Annotated in this window: 21 protein-coding genes; 7 read left to right on the forward strand and 14 right to left on the reverse strand. The window is 38.7% G+C overall.

All coding sequences use genetic code 11. The features are described from left to right. Positions 1-16 precede the first annotated feature (16 nt). A complete protein-coding gene (locus C4F49_RS13400) occupies positions 17-406 on the forward strand; it encodes a hypothetical protein (protein ID WP_196936351.1) in 390 nt (129 codons plus the stop codon). A gap of 356 nt (positions 407-762) precedes the next feature. On the opposite strand, the gene C4F49_RS13405 is transcribed toward C4F49_RS13400, so the two are convergent. The 14 genes from C4F49_RS13405 to C4F49_RS13470 form a co-directional block, all read right to left on the reverse strand. After that, positions 763-1,209 carry a VOC family protein gene (locus C4F49_RS13405; protein ID WP_196936352.1) on the reverse strand — a complete coding sequence of 149 codons (447 nt, stop codon included), beginning with the start codon at positions 1,207-1,209 and terminating at the stop codon, positions 763-765. 71 nt (positions 1,210-1,280) lie between these two features. Continuing rightward, positions 1,281-1,736: a DUF1801 domain-containing protein gene (locus tag C4F49_RS13410; RefSeq protein WP_196936353.1), complete on the reverse strand. Its 456-nt coding sequence runs from the start codon at positions 1,734-1,736 to the stop codon at positions 1,281-1,283. After that, the gene (locus C4F49_RS13415; protein ID WP_196936354.1) at positions 1,736-2,665 is read right to left on the reverse strand and encodes a DUF1801 domain-containing protein; all 930 of its coding nucleotides are present in this window, start codon (positions 2,663-2,665) and stop codon (positions 1,736-1,738) included. Before C4F49_RS13415 ends, C4F49_RS13410 begins: the two co-directional genes overlap by 1 nt. Before the next feature lie 3 nt (positions 2,666-2,668). Further along, a complete protein-coding gene (locus C4F49_RS13420) occupies positions 2,669-3,064 on the reverse strand; it encodes a VOC family protein (protein ID WP_196936355.1) in 396 nt (131 codons plus the stop codon). Between the two features lies 1 nt (position 3,065). After that, a complete protein-coding gene (locus C4F49_RS13425; protein WP_196936356.1) occupies positions 3,066-3,524 on the reverse strand; it encodes an SRPBCC domain-containing protein in 459 nt (152 codons plus the stop codon). 86 nt (positions 3,525-3,610) lie between these two features. Then, entirely contained in the window at positions 3,611-4,036 is a 426-nt protein-coding gene (locus tag C4F49_RS13430) for a hypothetical protein (RefSeq protein WP_196936357.1), read from the reverse strand. 51 nt (positions 4,037-4,087) lie between these two features. After that, on the reverse strand, positions 4,088-4,243 hold the full coding sequence (locus C4F49_RS13435; RefSeq protein ID WP_196936358.1) for a hypothetical protein: 156 nt from the start codon (positions 4,241-4,243) through the stop codon (positions 4,088-4,090). Positions 4,244-4,313: 70 nt separating this feature from the next. Continuing rightward, on the reverse strand, positions 4,314-4,889 hold the full coding sequence (locus C4F49_RS13440; protein ID WP_196936359.1) for a Crp/Fnr family transcriptional regulator: 576 nt from the start codon (positions 4,887-4,889) through the stop codon (positions 4,314-4,316). 81 nt (positions 4,890-4,970) lie between these two features. Next, positions 4,971-5,180 (reverse strand): hypothetical protein, encoded by a 210-nt coding sequence (locus C4F49_RS13445; protein ID WP_196936360.1) that lies wholly within the window; start codon positions 5,178-5,180, stop codon positions 4,971-4,973. Between the two features lie 3 nt (positions 5,181-5,183). After that, on the reverse strand, positions 5,184-5,564 hold the full coding sequence (locus C4F49_RS13450; RefSeq protein ID WP_196936361.1) for a cyclic nucleotide-binding domain-containing protein: 381 nt from the start codon (positions 5,562-5,564) through the stop codon (positions 5,184-5,186). Between the two features lie 172 nt (positions 5,565-5,736). Beyond that, positions 5,737-6,075 (reverse strand): DMT family transporter, encoded by a 339-nt coding sequence (locus C4F49_RS13455; RefSeq protein ID WP_196936362.1) that lies wholly within the window; start codon positions 6,073-6,075, stop codon positions 5,737-5,739. Between the two features lie 5 nt (positions 6,076-6,080). Continuing rightward, positions 6,081-6,359 carry a DUF4342 domain-containing protein gene (locus C4F49_RS13460; RefSeq protein WP_196936363.1) on the reverse strand — a complete coding sequence of 93 codons (279 nt, stop codon included), beginning with the start codon at positions 6,357-6,359 and terminating at the stop codon, positions 6,081-6,083. A 128-nt stretch (positions 6,360-6,487) separates the two neighbouring features. Continuing rightward, on the reverse strand, positions 6,488-9,070 hold the full coding sequence (locus C4F49_RS13465; protein ID WP_196936364.1) for a DUF5686 and carboxypeptidase-like regulatory domain-containing protein: 2,583 nt from the start codon (positions 9,068-9,070) through the stop codon (positions 6,488-6,490). Positions 9,071-9,247: 177 nt separating this feature from the next. Further along, on the reverse strand, positions 9,248-10,969 hold the full coding sequence (locus tag C4F49_RS13470; protein WP_231388315.1) for an RluA family pseudouridine synthase: 1,722 nt from the start codon (positions 10,967-10,969) through the stop codon (positions 9,248-9,250). 76 nt (positions 10,970-11,045) lie between these two features. Here C4F49_RS13470 and C4F49_RS13475 point away from each other — a divergent pair, with 76 nt between their 5' ends. From C4F49_RS13475 to C4F49_RS18165, 6 genes are all read left to right on the forward strand, one after another. Next, positions 11,046-12,014 (forward strand): aldo/keto reductase, encoded by a 969-nt coding sequence (locus C4F49_RS13475; protein WP_196936365.1) that lies wholly within the window; start codon positions 11,046-11,048, stop codon positions 12,012-12,014. A 52-nt stretch (positions 12,015-12,066) separates the two neighbouring features. After that, positions 12,067-12,534, forward strand: a complete 468-nt coding sequence (locus C4F49_RS13480) for a redoxin domain-containing protein (protein WP_196936366.1) — start codon at positions 12,067-12,069, stop codon at positions 12,532-12,534. Further along, positions 12,531-13,052 carry a DsbA family protein gene (locus C4F49_RS13485; protein ID WP_196936367.1) on the forward strand — a complete coding sequence of 174 codons (522 nt, stop codon included), beginning with the start codon at positions 12,531-12,533 and terminating at the stop codon, positions 13,050-13,052. Before C4F49_RS13480 ends, C4F49_RS13485 begins: the two co-directional genes overlap by 4 nt. 144 nt (positions 13,053-13,196) lie before the next feature. Then, positions 13,197-15,101 (forward strand): glycoside hydrolase family 172 protein, encoded by a 1,905-nt coding sequence (locus C4F49_RS13490; RefSeq protein ID WP_196936368.1) that lies wholly within the window; start codon positions 13,197-13,199, stop codon positions 15,099-15,101. A 113-nt stretch (positions 15,102-15,214) separates the two neighbouring features. Next, positions 15,215-16,591 carry a tRNA uridine-5-carboxymethylaminomethyl(34) synthesis GTPase MnmE gene (gene mnmE / locus C4F49_RS13495; protein ID WP_196936369.1) on the forward strand — a complete coding sequence of 459 codons (1,377 nt, stop codon included), beginning with the start codon at positions 15,215-15,217 and terminating at the stop codon, positions 16,589-16,591. A gap of 382 nt (positions 16,592-16,973) precedes the next feature. After that, positions 16,974-17,195 (forward strand): helix-turn-helix domain-containing protein, encoded by a 222-nt coding sequence (locus C4F49_RS18165; protein WP_418895783.1) that lies wholly within the window; start codon positions 16,974-16,976, stop codon positions 17,193-17,195. The last annotated feature ends 3 nt before the right edge of the window (positions 17,196-17,198 follow it).

The following is a 17,198-nucleotide window of genomic DNA, read 5'->3' on the forward strand; positions in this document are numbered from 1 at the left end:
TTAAAAATTCAAAAATATGGAAAGACTTTCAAATTTTTTAAGACAGAAAGTATCGGTCCAGCTTACCAAAAGGGAGACCGCAGAGGACACAGAGAAGGCGCAAAAGACGCTGAGGATAATTCAAAATTCAAAAGTAAAAATTCAAAAATGCAGAAAGACTTTCAAATCTTTAAGTCAGAAAATAACGGCCCAGCTCTGCGAAGCTCTGTGCCTCTCTCTGCGAAACTCCGCGGATAACCTTTCCAAAAAAAGGAACCGCAGAGAAGAATTCAAAATTCAAAATTCAAAAGTAAAAATTCAAAAATATGGAAAGACTTTCAAATTTTTTAAGACAGAAAGTATCGGTCCAGCTTACCAAAAGGGAGACCGCAGAAGACACAGAGTACAATTCAAAATTCAAAAGTAAAAATTAAAAAATCTAGAAAGACTTTCAAATCTTTAAGTCAGAAAATAACGGCCAAGCTCTGCGAAGCTCTGTGCCTCTCTCTGCGAAAATCCGCGGATAACCTTTCCAAAAAAAGAAACCGCAGAGAAGAATTCAAAATTCAAAAGTAAAAATTAAAAAATCTAGAAAGACTTTCAAATCTTTAAGTCAGAAAATAACGGCCCAGCTCTGCGAAGCTCTGTGCCTCTCTCTGCGAAACTCCGCGGATAACCTTTCCAAAAAAAGGAACCGCAGAGAAGAATTCAAAATTCAAAAGTTTAGATAGACTTACTGCAATAGTTCCCCCTTCGGGGGTTAGGGGGAACCATCTTTCTAAATTAAAATTCCATTTTCTTAGAACCTTCGAAATTAATCATCCAAAAAATTCCGAATTTATCTTGAAAGGAAGCAAATTGCTCAGCCCAAAATGTTTCGCCCAATTCCATTTCCATAAGCTTGGAATCAGCCGATAGTTTTGCGTATAAATCTTTTGCTTCATCTGCGCTCGCCGTATCGAGCATCACATAGGTAGAGTTTCCGAAATTTACTTTCTGATTAAAACTTTCCAGGCAATCTGAACCCAGCAACATGGTGTCTTCATTAATCATAATGCAGGTGTTCATAATCTTGTTTTTGTCTTCATCAGCGACCGGATAATTTGGGTCTGCAGGCATATCGCCAAAGCGTGTAACATTTAATGTTTTTGCATTAAAAACTTCGGTGTAAAATTGAAATGCTTCTTCGCAGTTGCCTTCAAAATTTAAATAAGCGTGTAATCTAGCCATAATCGTAATTGTTAAGTTTTTTATAAAATTATTTTATATTCTATTATTACTTCTTGCCTTAAGACAAGAAATTACTTCTTAGTTGACTTTTCGTACGCTACGATATAATCGTCTACCGAAATTTTCGTCGCCAATTCGGCAAACAGCTCAAAGGGAATGTCAGCTTCTTTTCTGAATCGGATACAACTCTTTCCGATATCCAATTTCTTTTTTGAATGTTTCCGAAATTCCTCTGTAAACCATGCTAGAAGTTCTGGAATCATGTAAATCCCCATGTGATATACCGCAATGTGATTTTTTTGCGAAGCAATACCTAAAAATGGCAAGGGCAGGTGAGGAGTGACGTGGTAACCAGCTGGATAAAGTTCGTGAGGAACGACAAAGCCAATATGTCCATAACCAATACCCGATTGAAATCCTGCGGGAATATTTTTGCTAAGGATAGCAAACAATTTTTCCAATGCTGGCTTTCTGTCGGCAGGCAATTCCGCCAAATAGTCTTCGATGGTAAGCGCTTCGCTCTGCATTACTTTTTGTATTTATCGTGTAAACCTTGACCTTGCAAAATCTGAGGGATTATTTTCTCGATTCGAGTCAATTTTGTTTTATCCTGCTTTGCTTCGTCGATATACAGGATGTAATCTTTCCGTTTTCCAGGCGTCAGTTTGTCAAATGACTCCTTTAATTTTTTATCTTGCTCAAGCGCATCTTTAAACAATCCCGAAGCTTCGATGGCGGTTGATTTTTCAGGTTTAATTTCTTTTCCATCGTCCACAGTTTTTATCGCTTCTTGAATGTATTGCAAGATTTTCTTTTCATCCATTTGCTCGACTGATGTAAACCGCCACTGCCGTAAGGATTTTGTTTTTCCTTCCGAAGCATTGACCAACACCTTATTTTTATCTTCTAAGAAAACTCCATTGTGAAACCAGATTGCAAAATGGTTTTTAAATCCTCCAAAAGATAGCACATTCTTCCCTTTATGTGTATAGATTTCTGTTCCCCATTTAAATTCTTCATGAAGGATTGTTTGGGCGACAATGGATTTAATTTTATCAATTTCTTCAGGCCATTGCGAAGCATACGCTTTCCAATCTGGCGCTGTTTTATTCTTTAATTTTTCGACATTAAAATGAACTATTTTCGTCAGCAAGCTTTTTGAAATCGGATTGTCGAAAGGGATTTGGATAGCGCCTTTACTCGTTTTGTATGCACTCAACTCCTCTGCGTATTCTTCAATGGCATCTGGGCCAGGATATAAGCCAATATGGTTTTTAAACAGGGCAAAATGGATTAAATTACCATTATAGCGAAAGGTCGGCATTCCATAATTAATTGTTTCTGTCGCTTCGGGAACGGCTTTCGAAATAGTCGAACGGATTTTTCGCAAAGCGGGTTGATGTGCTCTGTCCGTTTGTTCGATGTAGCTGTCAATCGTTGTGAATCCTTTTTCCATAACTTAAGTTGTTGACGCCAAACCAAAACAAGCACCCGAAGGGTCCTGAAAGATAACATAGTTTAACTTGCCTTCCTTATTTCTGCTTTCATGGACAAGTGTTCCACCGAGTTCCGAAGCTTTTTGGATGCTCTCAGCCAGGTTATCGACGTTGATGTATAGAATCCACTGATTTGGAATTCCAGTGTTGACGCCACGAAGATGGCAAATGCCTCCTGTCGGAATGTCTTCTGCATCTTTCATCACATAATCTTCGTATTGAGCTTCGCCATCCTTCATCGGAATTTCTTCCACCTTCCAACCAGCAACTTGCTGATAAAAATCGCGCACGTTGCTTGCATTTTCTGTTGTCAAATCTGACCAAAAAATTTGTCCAGAGCGGTATGATTGATTGTCCATGCTATTCAGCTCCTTTCATAAAATCAAATGCGCCTTTGCGAAGATTAATTCCGTATTCCAAATAGGCTTTTAAGCTTGCCAGAAAATTTGCCCAGCCTTCGGTCTGTCCGATTGCCTGATGGATTCCTTCATGGTTTGCCTGCATTTCTTTTTCTTTAATCCGCACAATTGTGGAAGTTCCGTTGACATCTTCTAAAAAGATTTCGACCAACATGCCTTCAGCTCCACCGCTCCAATCAAAAGAAATATAGGTGGGCTCTTGAATTGTTTTTCCCGTGACCGGAAATACATCATCGAATTCTGGAAATTTCCATTCTACGTTTTCATCTTCTTCCAAATAACCGGTTGAATGCTCAATAAAATAGTTGGACATTTTTTCGGGATTGACGATGGCATCAAATACTTCTTCAATCGGTTTCTGGATTTGAAGAGATGCTCTAGCAGTTAGCGTGTTTTCCATTGCTTACAATTTAACTAGTTAAATATAAGTAGGGTATTCGGAAGTTTAAAATATTTTTTTGAGATTTGAATTCACGCTTCTTTTATTTACAGCCATTTATAGGTGTTAATTTGAATCAGTTTTTTGTCTTGAAAATAGAGTACATAATAAAAACCTTGACTTTTAGTTTTGTCGTTTTCGAATCTCCAATACATTGAGTTTTCCAATAATTTGTCGTAAGGTTTTTCAATAAATCTTTTGGAAAGGTTAATGTAATCGAGGTTTTGCAGGTTTGATTTCATCTTCTCGAACAATGACTCGACAGGGTCGTTTATTTTAAAAGGATTGCTGGCATTGGTTGGCCATGTTGCCGAAAAATTATTATTGTAGATTAAGCTATCGATAACACCATCTTTGATAGTGATGACAAGTAGTTGTTGAGGCTTACTTAAAACTAATTCGATGCGTGAGTAATTCTGATAGGAATGTTCTATTTGGTCCAGATTCGTAAAGAAATTAGCATCTAAATTCAATTCTACAATCTTGTTTTCTTGCGCGTACTTTTGGAAATCTTCGTACGCTTTTTATTGGCTATCACCGACTGCAACTCCGAATTGGCTTCCTTCCTTTACGCTTTCTATCAATTCATAAGGTTGAGGGGGCATGCAACATACATATGGCTCGCAAGAAATAATTAGGTTTAACAAGAATACACAAGCAACTGGTTTTAAAAATTTCATAATTATAAAGTTTATTTTCATACAACGAAAATAAACTTATATTAGCTACACCGATAAGAATTAATTTACATTATTTGACAATTTCCTTTCGTATCCTGCTAAGTGATGTATCGGTTACTCCGAGGTAGCTAGCAATGAATTTCAACGGCGCTTGTTGGATAATATGCGGTTTTTCATCAATCAATTGCAGGTATCGTTTCGATGCTGGTTCGGTGATAAATTCTGTCGTTCGGTTTTTTAAGGTCGCTAGCTCAAACGACATCCATGCTCGTCCCCATTCGGTAAGCGCAGGAATGCTATGAAAAAGTTCTTGGAAATCATCGTATTGAATAATCCAAGCTTCGCAATCGGTAAGGCACTGCATGTTTTCCTTGGTCGGAATTCGCTGGAAAATAGACGCGACTTCGATAGCCACTTCGTTTTTCCCGATAAATGAGGTCGTGATATCATTTCCATCAAAATCATGTACATACGAACGCACCAATCCAGATTGAATAATGTAATATTCGTTCGCTATTTTGCCTTCTTGAAGCAAGTAATCACCTTTCTTTAGCGTAACAAATTGATGAGCTGAACAAACAGTCTCAATGTCTCTAACTGAAAATAACGGATGTTGGTAAACGTGTTTGAGCGTTTGGTACTCCATGGTTTTTGTTGTTTATAGTCTGGAAATAAATATAAACAATAAAAATTCAAACAGGCCTTTTCGAGTCGATAAAAAGGCTGATTAATTATTTTGTTTTTTATGTTTTAGGGCACCATTCGCAATGATTTCTTTGAGTTCGATTTTAGGAATTTCTAAGAATGTTGCAATGGCGTAAAGAGGGGCATTTTGGCAGATGTAGAGGTTTTTTCTTTTGAAGCGCAGGTAAAGAGTGTTCGTGTTTTCAACTTTTCTCAAAGACTCCGCTTTTTTGTCGATTTTCGTTCTTGACATCATTCACATATCAAGCCATTGTGCGTAGCCTGGGATTTCTTTTCTGAAATTATCATGGTGTTTTTTGCTTATTTTCCAAGCGATGCAGTCAGTGATGCATTTTGTATAGGTGGTTGCAAATCGTTGGTTCGCCAGCAGACGGGGGTCATACGCCCAATCATTTTGTTTGTAAAACGCAATCGTTCGAAGCTTCCTGTCTGTGGCGTTTCTTTCTTGAACTAGTCCGGCTTCAATAAAGTAGATGAATTCGACCTTTCGTCCTTTTCGTTGGATAAAATCTCCTTTCCTGAGAAATTCTCTATGCAGACAGCTGTTCAATAGGTCGTAGTTTTCATTTACAAAATTCAGATGTTGGTAAGCAATGCTTAGTAATTCTGGTTTCATAAATTGATTCGTTAGTATACTCTAAAGCTAATAAATAACTTATAGGTAATTTAATGATTACCGATAAGTTTTTATTTATGTAGAATTTCTACGATACGAACAAGCGCATATAGCGGAAATCAACGAATTAACTTCCGCTTTTATGTAACATTCAAGAAAATGAATTGGAATTTTATCCTTCGGCTACGTCTTTTCCACCAAACGTGACCATTGTCATTCCGACAATAATTACCAGTGAGCCAAGAATCTGCATCCATGATAACGGCTGTTTAAAGTACAGGGCCATCGATAGCTGTACCGTTAAAAATGTTCCGCCGGAACATAAAGCAATAACGATAGGTTGTGGGACGGTCTTGAAAAGTTGGACAAGTACCCAGCTTGCAGAAAGCAAAATAATATTTCCGACAATCAGAAAAATCCATTTTTGCTTTGGATGTATTCCAGCATACTTGAAAAGAATGCTGGAACTTATTTGGCATGCCCAAAAGATGAAAAAATAAAGAATTTTCATGTTTCTTATTCTTGTTCTTTGGTCGATTCTGCGCCAGCATCATCTGCTTTATCTTCCTTTTCAACAGTAATTTTGTATTCCGCAAGCAACGAAGCCACTGCGCCAATCGCTACGAAAATAGGAGCGAAGACAGCTCCAAGAATACCGATATTCACTGGAAAGCTCATTAGCTCTTTCCCGGTCTTATCCGAAATGCTGATTTTGGTAACATTGCCCTCGGCAATAATTTCCTTAACTTTTTTTAATAGATTTTCTCCATTAACAAAAAACGATTCCTTAGCCATGCTGTTCTAAATTTATGTGTAGTTAAAGGTATAGAATAATTGTAAATTTTGAGATAAGATTTTACCAAAACAAAAAGGAAGCCGTATTTCGACGGCCTCCTTCATATAAACATACAATTATTAGAAAATTAGAAATCAAATTTGAATCGGGCTCTGACACCCCATTCTGGAACGTTGGGTTGGTCCAGATAATTCAGCCTTTTTACCACATCCACGCGAAGGAATTTGAAAATATTGGTCAATCCCGCCGAGGCTTCCATGTAAGGTTTGTTGCCCAAGGCATAGGTGATAAATTCATCGTTCTCATTCCGCTGAAATTGGAAAAGGCTCGAATTGATGTTTGGATTATTTTCTGGTCGCAAATCGCCCCAAATCGCTTTGAAACTGAATACTTCGCGCCATTTCAACTTTTTCAGAACCGGAATTTTGTTCAACAAAAATCCATTCATGTAATATTGTACATTGGTCGAGACCGAACGGTCGGAAACAAACTCCAAAAAGTTCATCAAGTTATACGAAGCTAACTGGTACGCATAGGTTTGATTCGCGCGGTGAATAGTCAGCAAAGGAAATGGAATGTTGTCTCCCGCTAAATATTTTCCTTCCAGATTAATATCCGCGTAACCAAATTGGGAAAGGTAAAAGCGTTTATCCGCGCCTAACGTAAAATTATGGTAATTGTATTCGCCTTCTAAAAATCCTTTCACGCCAGCCGTGTAATTAAAATAGAAAATCGGATATTTATTGTAAATCGGCGTGCGGTACAATTTTCCCTGATAAAATTCCTCATGCGGTGCATATCGCAATCCCAACGAAAGTTCCGTCGTATTCAATTCATTGAATAGGGTGGATTCGCCTATTGGATTAATGACTTGATAAGTCAATATTCCGGCAGGAGATTGTTTCCATTTGGAGAAGCCTAAGCTGTATGAAAAGTTATTTTCAAATTCCTTTTTGTACTCCAAGCGATAAATGTCATTGTACAGATAGCGTTCGTTTTCTCCGCGTTTGAACGACAATAGGAAATTATCTTCCTGAACGAAATCCAAGTTTTGGCCGGGAATTTTTGTATCTCTCTGAAACGAAGCACGAATGTAATGCATCGGAAATGTATAGACCGATTTGTTGTTTAAGGAATAAGTTCCGCTCAAAAAGTATTTCCATTTTTCATCACGGAAACCATAAGCCACATACGTTTCCGCATAGAATTTTTTGCTGAACTGTTCGGTTGTTCGTCCACCAACCCGCAATCGAAATCCTTCGACAGGGTTGAAACTGTAGAACGTATTTACCGGGCCAATCTCAACCGGGCCAGCTTGTTTGTAACCTGTAAACACCAGAGAGGCAATGTCCATCACCCGTTTAAAACCGGGCATAAGTTGCAAATCTTCAATGTTGCTATAAATCGTCAGTTCGTTTTTTGCCAGAGGCAATGGCCTGTTAGCGCTTAGAAAATCATTTGTTGCTTCTTCGTTGTCCTTATTGTAAGCGATTTCTACAGCCGAACCCGCATATACGGAATCAGGCTGAGCAACATCGGTCTTAAAATCTGAATATAGCACAGTGCGGTTTCCTTTAATTCCAGAACCCTTTTCGGTTAATGAAAAATCAAGAAGCAAGTTGCTGTTTTCCAAGAAATATTTTTGGTTTTCATCCTGATTGAATGAAAGACGGACATGCAAATCGCGTACGAAATTTAAGTTGATGTCTTTTGCAACACCTAAATCGGCACTTTTGACCGCATATTTTCCATCCAAGGTCACATACAATTTTCCTTGAAAGAGCATATCGGCTTTGTTTCTTGGGAAGAAGCTCAATTCCACTAAATAAGGCGTTTCCGTCTTAATGGTGTCGGTGATGTAGAACCTATAAAATGTTGGCGATGAATTCGCGATGGGACTCAAAAACTGATTAGTCACCAACGAAATATTATTGTCGTAAATATCAACCTTTTCATACAGCCTATTAAAATAGGAGCTCAATCCGTCGTTGTCGACAAATTTCGGGTCAAATTGTGCGCGCTGTTCTGCTAAGACAAGCTGTTTGGTTTTATTTGGGCTTCTTTTTTGATACACTTTGGATAGACGCTCCTCAATATAAGCCGGAAGGCTGTAGGTCGTCTGATTTTGGTTTTCAGCATCTTCTTGCTCAAATAGAAATTGATAATTCTTCAATGCTTTGCGTTGCAAAAACTTCTCAGATAAATTGCTTAATCCTAAAGAAACTTTCTCATACTGTTCGTACTCGACATACTCGTGATTTTTCAATCTATTTTCATCGCGATGCGCAATGACTTGTCGGATTAGCTCTACTGCTGGATTGTTCCTGTTGGAATATTTTGTGCGCCTCGGTGCGCGGATAACTATTTCTTCAATCTGATTTTCCTCAGGCAGTAAATAAATATTGATATCTTGACTTGCTTCTGACGTTAGCGTTATCTCTTGAGTTTCATAACCAACGATAGATGCGCTTATTTTCGTAAATTGCGCAGGAATAGTCAGCACGAATTGACCATTCTCATTTGCCTGAGTAACATACCTGCTGACGTCCTGACCGACAGGGGATACCGTAGCGAACGGAATTGCTTCCAACGTTTCTACATTGATTACCTTACCTTTAATGTGTATGGTTTGAGCTGATGAAATATGATTGAATCCTATTAAAAACGTGAAAATAAGAAAACAGTACTTTACTAAACTATTGTTTTTCATGAACGGAAAAAGTGTCAAAATGACTTTTTGACTATTTTTAAATTATGTTCAAAAGTATAGATTTAATTCTTTTAAAATATCTTCCAAAAGTCAAATTTTAACATTTAGTTCACGAGAGGTTAATTTTCAGTTGAATAAATGGAATTACACTTATCATTTTTTAACAGAAAAAATAATTTAGAAAGGGTCAGCAATTTCAAAAGTCAGTCTTTGCTTGGTGGTAGGATGTGAGAAACGAATGAAGCCGGCATGCAGATGAAGCCTATCAGCGCGATTGCCGTATAAATCATCGCCGACAATGGCAGTGTTTAAGCCCAGGTGGTGTGCCGAGTGAACACGCAGTTGATGAGTTCGTCCAGTTAATGGATAAAAATGAATCCTAGTTTTGTTATTTTCGATTTGGACGATTTTATATTTTGTCTGGGCAGACTTGCCATGCGTATAGCAAACGACTTGTCTTGGGCGGTCATCCAAATCGACGCGCAAAGGCAAATCAATAAGTCCTGATTTTTCTGGAATCAGGCCATCAAGCAAAGCGGTATAGCGTTTCTCGATGGTATGCTGAATAAATTGGTCTTGAATCAGCTGATGCGCAAGCTTGTTTTTTGCAAGCAACATGATGCCTGAAGTCGACATGTCCAAACGGTGAATAATGACCGGTTCGTGTAAATCAGGAAAACGTTCTAAAATCCGAGTTTGTACGGAATCTTTGACTTGAATTCCGGGAACAGACAACAATTCCGAAGGTTTATTGATGACCAGAAGGTCATCGTCTTCATAGATAATTTCCAAATCCACATCGATAGCTACCGTTTGCAACATCGGATTATCATCTATTTTCAATCCCTGGAGCATATGTCCAAGTATGGGTTCGCATTTGCCTCGACAAGCTGGATAATAGTTTTTATGCTTGCGGACTTCGAGCGAAGGTGATTTCCCCCACCAGAATTCGGCCAATGCAATCGGCTGGAGCTGATGGGTAAAGGCATATTGCAAAAGCTTTGGCGCTGCGCATTCTCCCGCACCAGCGGGTGGCTGAATAGCTAATTTTTCTTTGAAAATAGATAGCACATCTTTTTTCTCGCCAAATGCATTCAAGAATTGATATTGCTCAAATAATCGCAACTGAAGTTCAGAAGATTTTTTCTTTCTAAAGTCCTTTAATCCATTGATTTCAGAAACTAATTTCGAAAGATTTTCTTCTGCTAACAGGGTTTGCTCTTGGCTTTCCTTTTTCAAAACATCATAATGATGCTGGTCGCGATAGCTTTGTTTGATTAAATCATCGATAAATTCAGCATAATCACTTTCGTTCAATACTGTTTTTTGCGCTTCGCGCGAATATTTCCTGTCAGCTTTGTTTTTTTTGTGCAGCGCGCGCATAGAAGCGAGTTTCTCCACATAAATCGATTTGCATTCCTCTAGAGATTCCTTTGCATTTTCTAGCTTTTCACTTTCTTCTAAATGCTCAATTGAGCGGTTGAGCTGATTGATTTCATCTTCTTCAAGCAAAAAAAATGAATTTGTCGTCAGCATATCAAATATCGGCGGAACAAAAAACGTATGCTGATTTTTACCTCCTAATTTTCCGGATACTGCTGCGAGATAGCCCAATTTTCCTTCCGAGTTTTTGACGACCAGCACGCCAAACATTTTTCCTATCTGAAGTCCATCTTCTTTATCATCCAAACCAAAATTGTGCGCGAAATCGGTCTGCCCATTTAAATAGTCCTGAAGTTCCAAAGCTGCGCATTTTGCAAGTTCGGACGGTTCATAATAAAACGGGAACGTGAATTTTTCAGGAACAGGAAGTTGGCTGATATCCGAGCGAAATAAATGGAAAAACTGTTCGACTTGAGGCATGTGCATTCTATGTGTTTGCAAATTTACACAATCCATGAATTAAATGACAATATTATGGGAACATCTAAAACCAATGCCTGTACATTTATGTTAATTAAATAAAAGATCAACTATGGATAAGAGAAAATTTGGTAATACGTCTTTGACAATCGCTCCCGTTATTTTTGGAGGAAATGTATTTGGATGGACATTGGATGAGCAGGCATCTTTTTCGATTTTGGATGAATTTGCGGATGCGGGTTTCAACGCGATTGATACGGCAAATAATTATTCGTACTGGGTGCCCGGAAATCAAGGCGGTGAATCAGAAACAATTATAGGAAATTGGTTAAAGCAAAAAAATAATCGCTCAGAAATTGTTTTGATGACGAAAGTTGGCGGTGGTTTTGGTGGCGATTCGAAATTAAATACAACAGCAGCATACATTATACAGCAAGCCGAAGAGTCTTTGAAAAGGCTACAAACGGACTACATTGATGTGTATCAAACACATTATGACGATGAAGTCACACCTGTAGAAGAAACCTTGCGCGCTTACGAGGAATTGATTAAGGCAGGGAAAGTTCGCTATATCGGTGCTTCAAATTTTTCGCCGAAACGTTTGGTCGATTCACTAGAAGCTTCAAAGGAGCATCAGTTGCCCCAATATAGCAGCCTGCAGCCTGAATACAATTTGTATAGCCGAGAAAAATTCGAAAAAGAATACCGTGATATTGCGCTAAAATATAACCTGGCTGTGATACCTTACTATTCGCTTGCGAGCGGATTTTTATCAGGAAAATACCAAACAGAAGATGACTTCAATCAGTCCGCTCGGTCGGGTGGAATTAAGGAACAGTATTGGAACGACCGCGGTCGAAAAATCGTAGAACAGCTACAAGAAGTTGCAGATAATAAGCGAGTAAGCGTTTCTGCGGTTGCATTAGCTTGGTTATTGGCGCAGCCAACCATAGCAGCTCCGATTGCAAGCGCTACGAAAGCAGCCCATATAAAATCTTTTGTTGAAGCGTCTAGGCTAAGATTTAATTCAGAAGAAATAAAAAACTTAAATGAGGCAAGTAATTTTTATATTTATGAGTAGTTTTTGTTGGCAATAAGTCCAAATCATTCAGTCATAACTAAATTTTTCGCATATGATTAAAAGAGGAGAACAAGCTCCCGATTTCGAGCTGTTTGCAACACCAGACCAAAAGATTTCATTATCGGAACTGGCAGATAGAAATGTGGTGTTGGTTTTTTATCCTGCAGATTGGAGTCCGGTCTGCAGTGACGAGTTGACCATTTTCAATCAGGCGCATAAGCTGTTTGATAAATACGATGCGACTGTTTTGGGAATTTCTGTAGACAGCCGCTGGTGTCACATGAGTTTCGCTAAAGACAGGAATTATCATTTCCCGTTGTTGGCAGATTTCCATCCAAAAGGTGCGGTTTCAAAACTGTTTGATGTGTATGATGAAGTGGAAGGGGAGAGCAAACGTGCAATTATTTTGATCGATAAAAATAAAAAAATCAATTGGACCTATCTCTCACCTACGGCAATCAATCCCGGCGTAGATGGAATTTTAGAAGCTTTAGAAAAATTAACAAACGAAAAATCATGAGTTCACATTTGAAAAACCCAGTCAACGAGACTGACCACATTCAAGGCTCCAGTAATGCGTCGATAGAGATTGTGGAGTATGGAGATTACCAATGTTCTTATTGCGGAGAAGCTTATCCGATCATCAAGAGAATCCAAGCCAAATTCGGCGATCAGATTAAATTTGTTTTTCGCAATTTTCCATTAACAGAAATTCATCCGTATGCATATGACGCTGCGCTTGCCGCCGAAGCGGCTGGACTGCAAGGGAAATTTTGGGAAATGCACGACCTTTTATTCGAACATCAAAATGCTCTGGATAAACATGGCATTATGAAATTGGCTGAACGGCTCGATGTGGATATTCAGTTATTTGAGGAAGATATGCAATCGGCAGTCTTGCAAAAACGTATTGACGACTCGCTGGAGTCAGGCATGTTGAGCGGGGTTAATGGAACGCCTTCGTTTTTTATAAATGGCGGGAAATTTAATGGGGGCGCTCAAGACCTTTCTGATTTGTTGGACGAAAGTGTGGAGTAAAGAAACTGATAGCGGTTGTAATTAAGCAGAAAATATGGAACAGCAACAAGCCAAAGCTTATTGCTGTTTTTTATTGCCCTAAATAATTTATCAATACAGTTCGAATGCTTATATTTAAGCCCACTAACATAAACCCAAAATCCTATGCTTGCTCAAAGGTCCCGTATTGCGTTATTTGTTTGCTTTTTTTTAACTAATTGCATTTTAGCAAAAGCACAAGTCAATTTTTCTTCAGAAATCAAAAAACTTTCGGATGTAGCGTTACTGCCACAATATCTTTCGGAAACTGTTGTTAAGCAGGAATCTTCTTATGACCGGACTGGAGGGAATAATGATGGTTTTGAGGGGACCTATTCTTATCTTTCTAAAGAATCGAACGGCGATTTGGTCGTATTCGAACAAAAGGGAAAAGGCGTTTTGGAACGCATTTGGACACCAACACCAACGGATGATACATTAGATTTTTATTTCGACCAAGAGAAAATTCCACGTTTGTCTATCCGATTCCGCGATTTATTTACGGGTAAAGTGTATCCCTTTATTCAGCCAATTGTTGGCAAAAAAGTAGGCGGATTTTATTCTTATCTGCCTTTGCCGTACGAGAAGGGATTGAAAATTGTTTTTAGGGGCGAAAAGATTTTATTTCATCAGTTTCAATACCGTGAATTGCCAGCCAGCCAACAAGTGACGACATTTACTAAATCCTTGACGAAGGACGACGATGAGGCGCTCAACAAAGCTGTTGAAGTGTGGAATTATGGCAATCATTCGGTAGCGAGTTTGTACGCTGGCAGGACTGAGGTTGTGGCTAAAACACAGGAATTGCGAAGCAACCAAAGCATTACGCTGGCGGAAATTAATGAGGGAGGGCGAATATTGGGAATTGAAATTGATTCCGCTCATTTATTTAAGGGAAAGCTCCGTGATATTGCTTTGCGAATTACTTGGGATGATGACCGGACAGGTGCAGTTTTCGCGCCAGTCGCCGAATTTTTCGGCTATTCATTTGGCCAGGTTTCGATGCAAAGTTTGTTGCTCGGCGTCAACCGTCAAGGAAAATTGTATGCTTATTTTCCAATGCCCTTTGACAATAAGGCAAAGGTGGAATTGGTGCATCTCGCGGGCGTAGATTTTGGCAAACCGATAAGCATTCGCTCTAAAATTATTTATTCGAAAGAGCCAAGAGACAAACATAAGGAAGGTAAATTCTATGCCTATTGGAAAAGGGAGGAGCCGGCTCTGGGTTCATATTATGATTTCTTAAAAGTGAAGGGCAAAGGACATTATGTGGGCACAATTTTACAGGCGCAAGCAACTGACTTTACAAACTTTACGGAATTTTTTGAAGGAGACGACAGCACCTCGGTTGATGGGCTGATGACCGTTCATGGGACAGGTTCGGAAGATTATTTTAATGGCGGATGGTATGCGCAACCCGCTGGATGGGTTGAGCCGATTTCTGGCCAGATCCATGGTTGTCTCTACTATTCGTTGCCACAAGGAAGGACCGGCGCCTATCGATTCTTTTTGTCCGATAAAATGCCGTTTAACAAGGAGTTTTATCATGGGATCGAACATGGGCCTGTGAATAACAATAGACCTGTCGATTATTCTTCGCTGGCTTTGTATTATGCTGAAAAGCCGTTGATAAATAGCCAGGAATTAACGGCTTCCAATGCTAAATTCAAAGATCCTGAGAATTATTCATTTTATCCTCGATTGATGGACTACTTGACGTATACAGGCGATATGAGCCGTGATGGTTTTGACGGAAAGCATGCGGAAATGACGATTGATGTCAATGATGTTCCAGAAGGCAATTATTCTGTCTTTGTCAGAAATGAAATGCCAGTTCCACAAGACCTAAAAATAGAAGGATATTCGAACGGGGAAGACCTATCGATGGCGGATAAGCTTGGTAAAGATTTTATATACATCGGTGAAGTTCAGGTCGATCAAAATCGGACTCCGATAAATTTGAAATTCGATTCTCCTCAATCCTCAAAATTCAAATTTGATGTATTGGTCTTATCGAGATCAGCGCAGTAAATACTGTAGGATTTATCAGTGTTGATTTTTATCCCGAATGTTCCTTGGTTTTGCGGAGCATGGAATTTTATTTTTTTACGTTAAGCAGTTTTTGAATTAGTTACCTTTGCTGTATGTCTTCAACACAAATTGAATCGCAAGATACCATAGTTGCATTGGCTACGCCAAACGGAAACGGCGCAATAGCTGTTATTCGCCTATCTGGATTAAAAGCTATTAGCATTGCTAATGCTGTTTTTCCAAGTAAAGATTTGACGAAGCAAACTTCGCATACGGTGCATTTCGGAACAATTAGGGATGGAAATTCCATTTTGGATGAAGTCCTCGTCACGCTCTTTGTCGGTCCAAATTCCTACACAAAAGAAGATGTTGTTGAAATATCAACGCATAATTCCCGATACATCATCGAACGCATGTTGCAGTTGCTGATTCAAAAAGGCGCTCGCCATGCGAATCCAGGTGAATTTACATTACGTGCATTCTTAAATGGTGGAATGGACCTGTCTCAAGCTGAAGCCGTGGCCGATTTGATTGCTTCGAATTCGTCAGCGTCACATCAGGTTGCTATGCAACAGATGCGTGGAGGTTTTTCAAATCAGTTAAAACAATTGCGCGAAGATTTAATTGCTTTTGCATCCTTGATTGAACTGGAATTAGATTTTTCTGAAGAAGATGTTGAATTCGCCAACCGCGATCAGCTAAAAGCATTGATTGAAAAAATACACCAAGTTATTCGAAAACTAATCCAATCATTCGAACAAGGAAATGTGATGAAAAATGGTGTTCCTGTGGTTATTGCTGGGAGACCGAATGTCGGCAAGTCGACTTTGTTAAATGCGTTGTTGAATGAAGAACGTGCAATTGTTTCCGATATCGCAGGAACGACACGGGATACAATTGAAGATGAATTGACGGTACACGGTGTGTTATTTCGCTTTATCGATACTGCCGGAATCCGCGATACAGAAGATGTAATTGAAGCAAAAGGTGTCGAGCGGACCAAAGCAAAAATGAAACAAGCTCGCTTGATTATTTATTTAGCTGATCCAACACAGGATTCTCCTGAATCCATTGAAGAACAGCTTGCGGAAGTGCGCGAGTTGAATATCCCTTTTGTTGTCTTGGTCAACAAATCTGATGTATTGTCGATTGCAGACCGCGCAAATTATGCTTCGCTGAATGCCTTATTTATTTCCGCAAAAGAGGAAACAGGCATTGAAGAATTGAAAGATGAATTGTTAGCACAAGTAAATTTATCTAACCTAAATACAGACGATGTGCTTGTCACCAATATCCGCCATGTCGAAGCCTTGCAGAATACGCAGACTGCTTTAGAGAAAGTGCTGGAGGGCATCGTAAATCCGATTACTTCTGATTTCCTAGCGATGGATATTCGCCAATCTTTATATCACCTCGGCGAAATTACCGGACAGGTTTCTACGGATGATTTATTGGAGAATATTTTTTCGAAGTTTTGTATCGGCAAATAAATCGTAATTAACGATAATAACGGATAATCACTTATAGTTATAAAGCGCTTGAAATTAATATTTTAAGCGCTTTTTTATTTGATTATTATTTATATTTGAATTATATGCTTTGTTAGTGATTTGTACGTGATTTGGCTTTGACGTACAAAAATACAAATAAATACAAGAATAACGTTTAGAAGGTGGAATTATGAAACATCAAGAAACTTTAGTAAACATCTCGAATTAATTAGAAAAATGAGCAAACATGTCAAGTAATATTCAGATCAGTCGGCTATGTGATTATTGTGGCAATTCATTTATTGCTAGGACTACAGTTACGCGATTCTGCTGCAAAACGTGTAATAGTCGCTTTTATAAAAGAAAGATACGTGAGGAGAAAATGATAAATTCTCACATAGAGACTCAAAACAAAATTAGTACTCCGACTACAAGTAGTTTAATAGTTGATAAACCATTTCTTAATATAAATGAAACTTGTCAGCTATTGAGAGTCAGTCGTACCACATTATGGAGGTTAATTAAAGATGACCGTTTGAAAGTGACAAAGCTTGGATCTCGAGTAATAATTGCGCGAGACAATATTTACGAACTCTTTAAATAAAAT

The organism is Sphingobacterium hungaricum (genome assembly GCF_015210005.1).
Taxonomy (GTDB): Bacteria; Bacteroidota; Bacteroidia; order Sphingobacteriales; family Sphingobacteriaceae; genus Sphingobacterium; species Sphingobacterium hungaricum.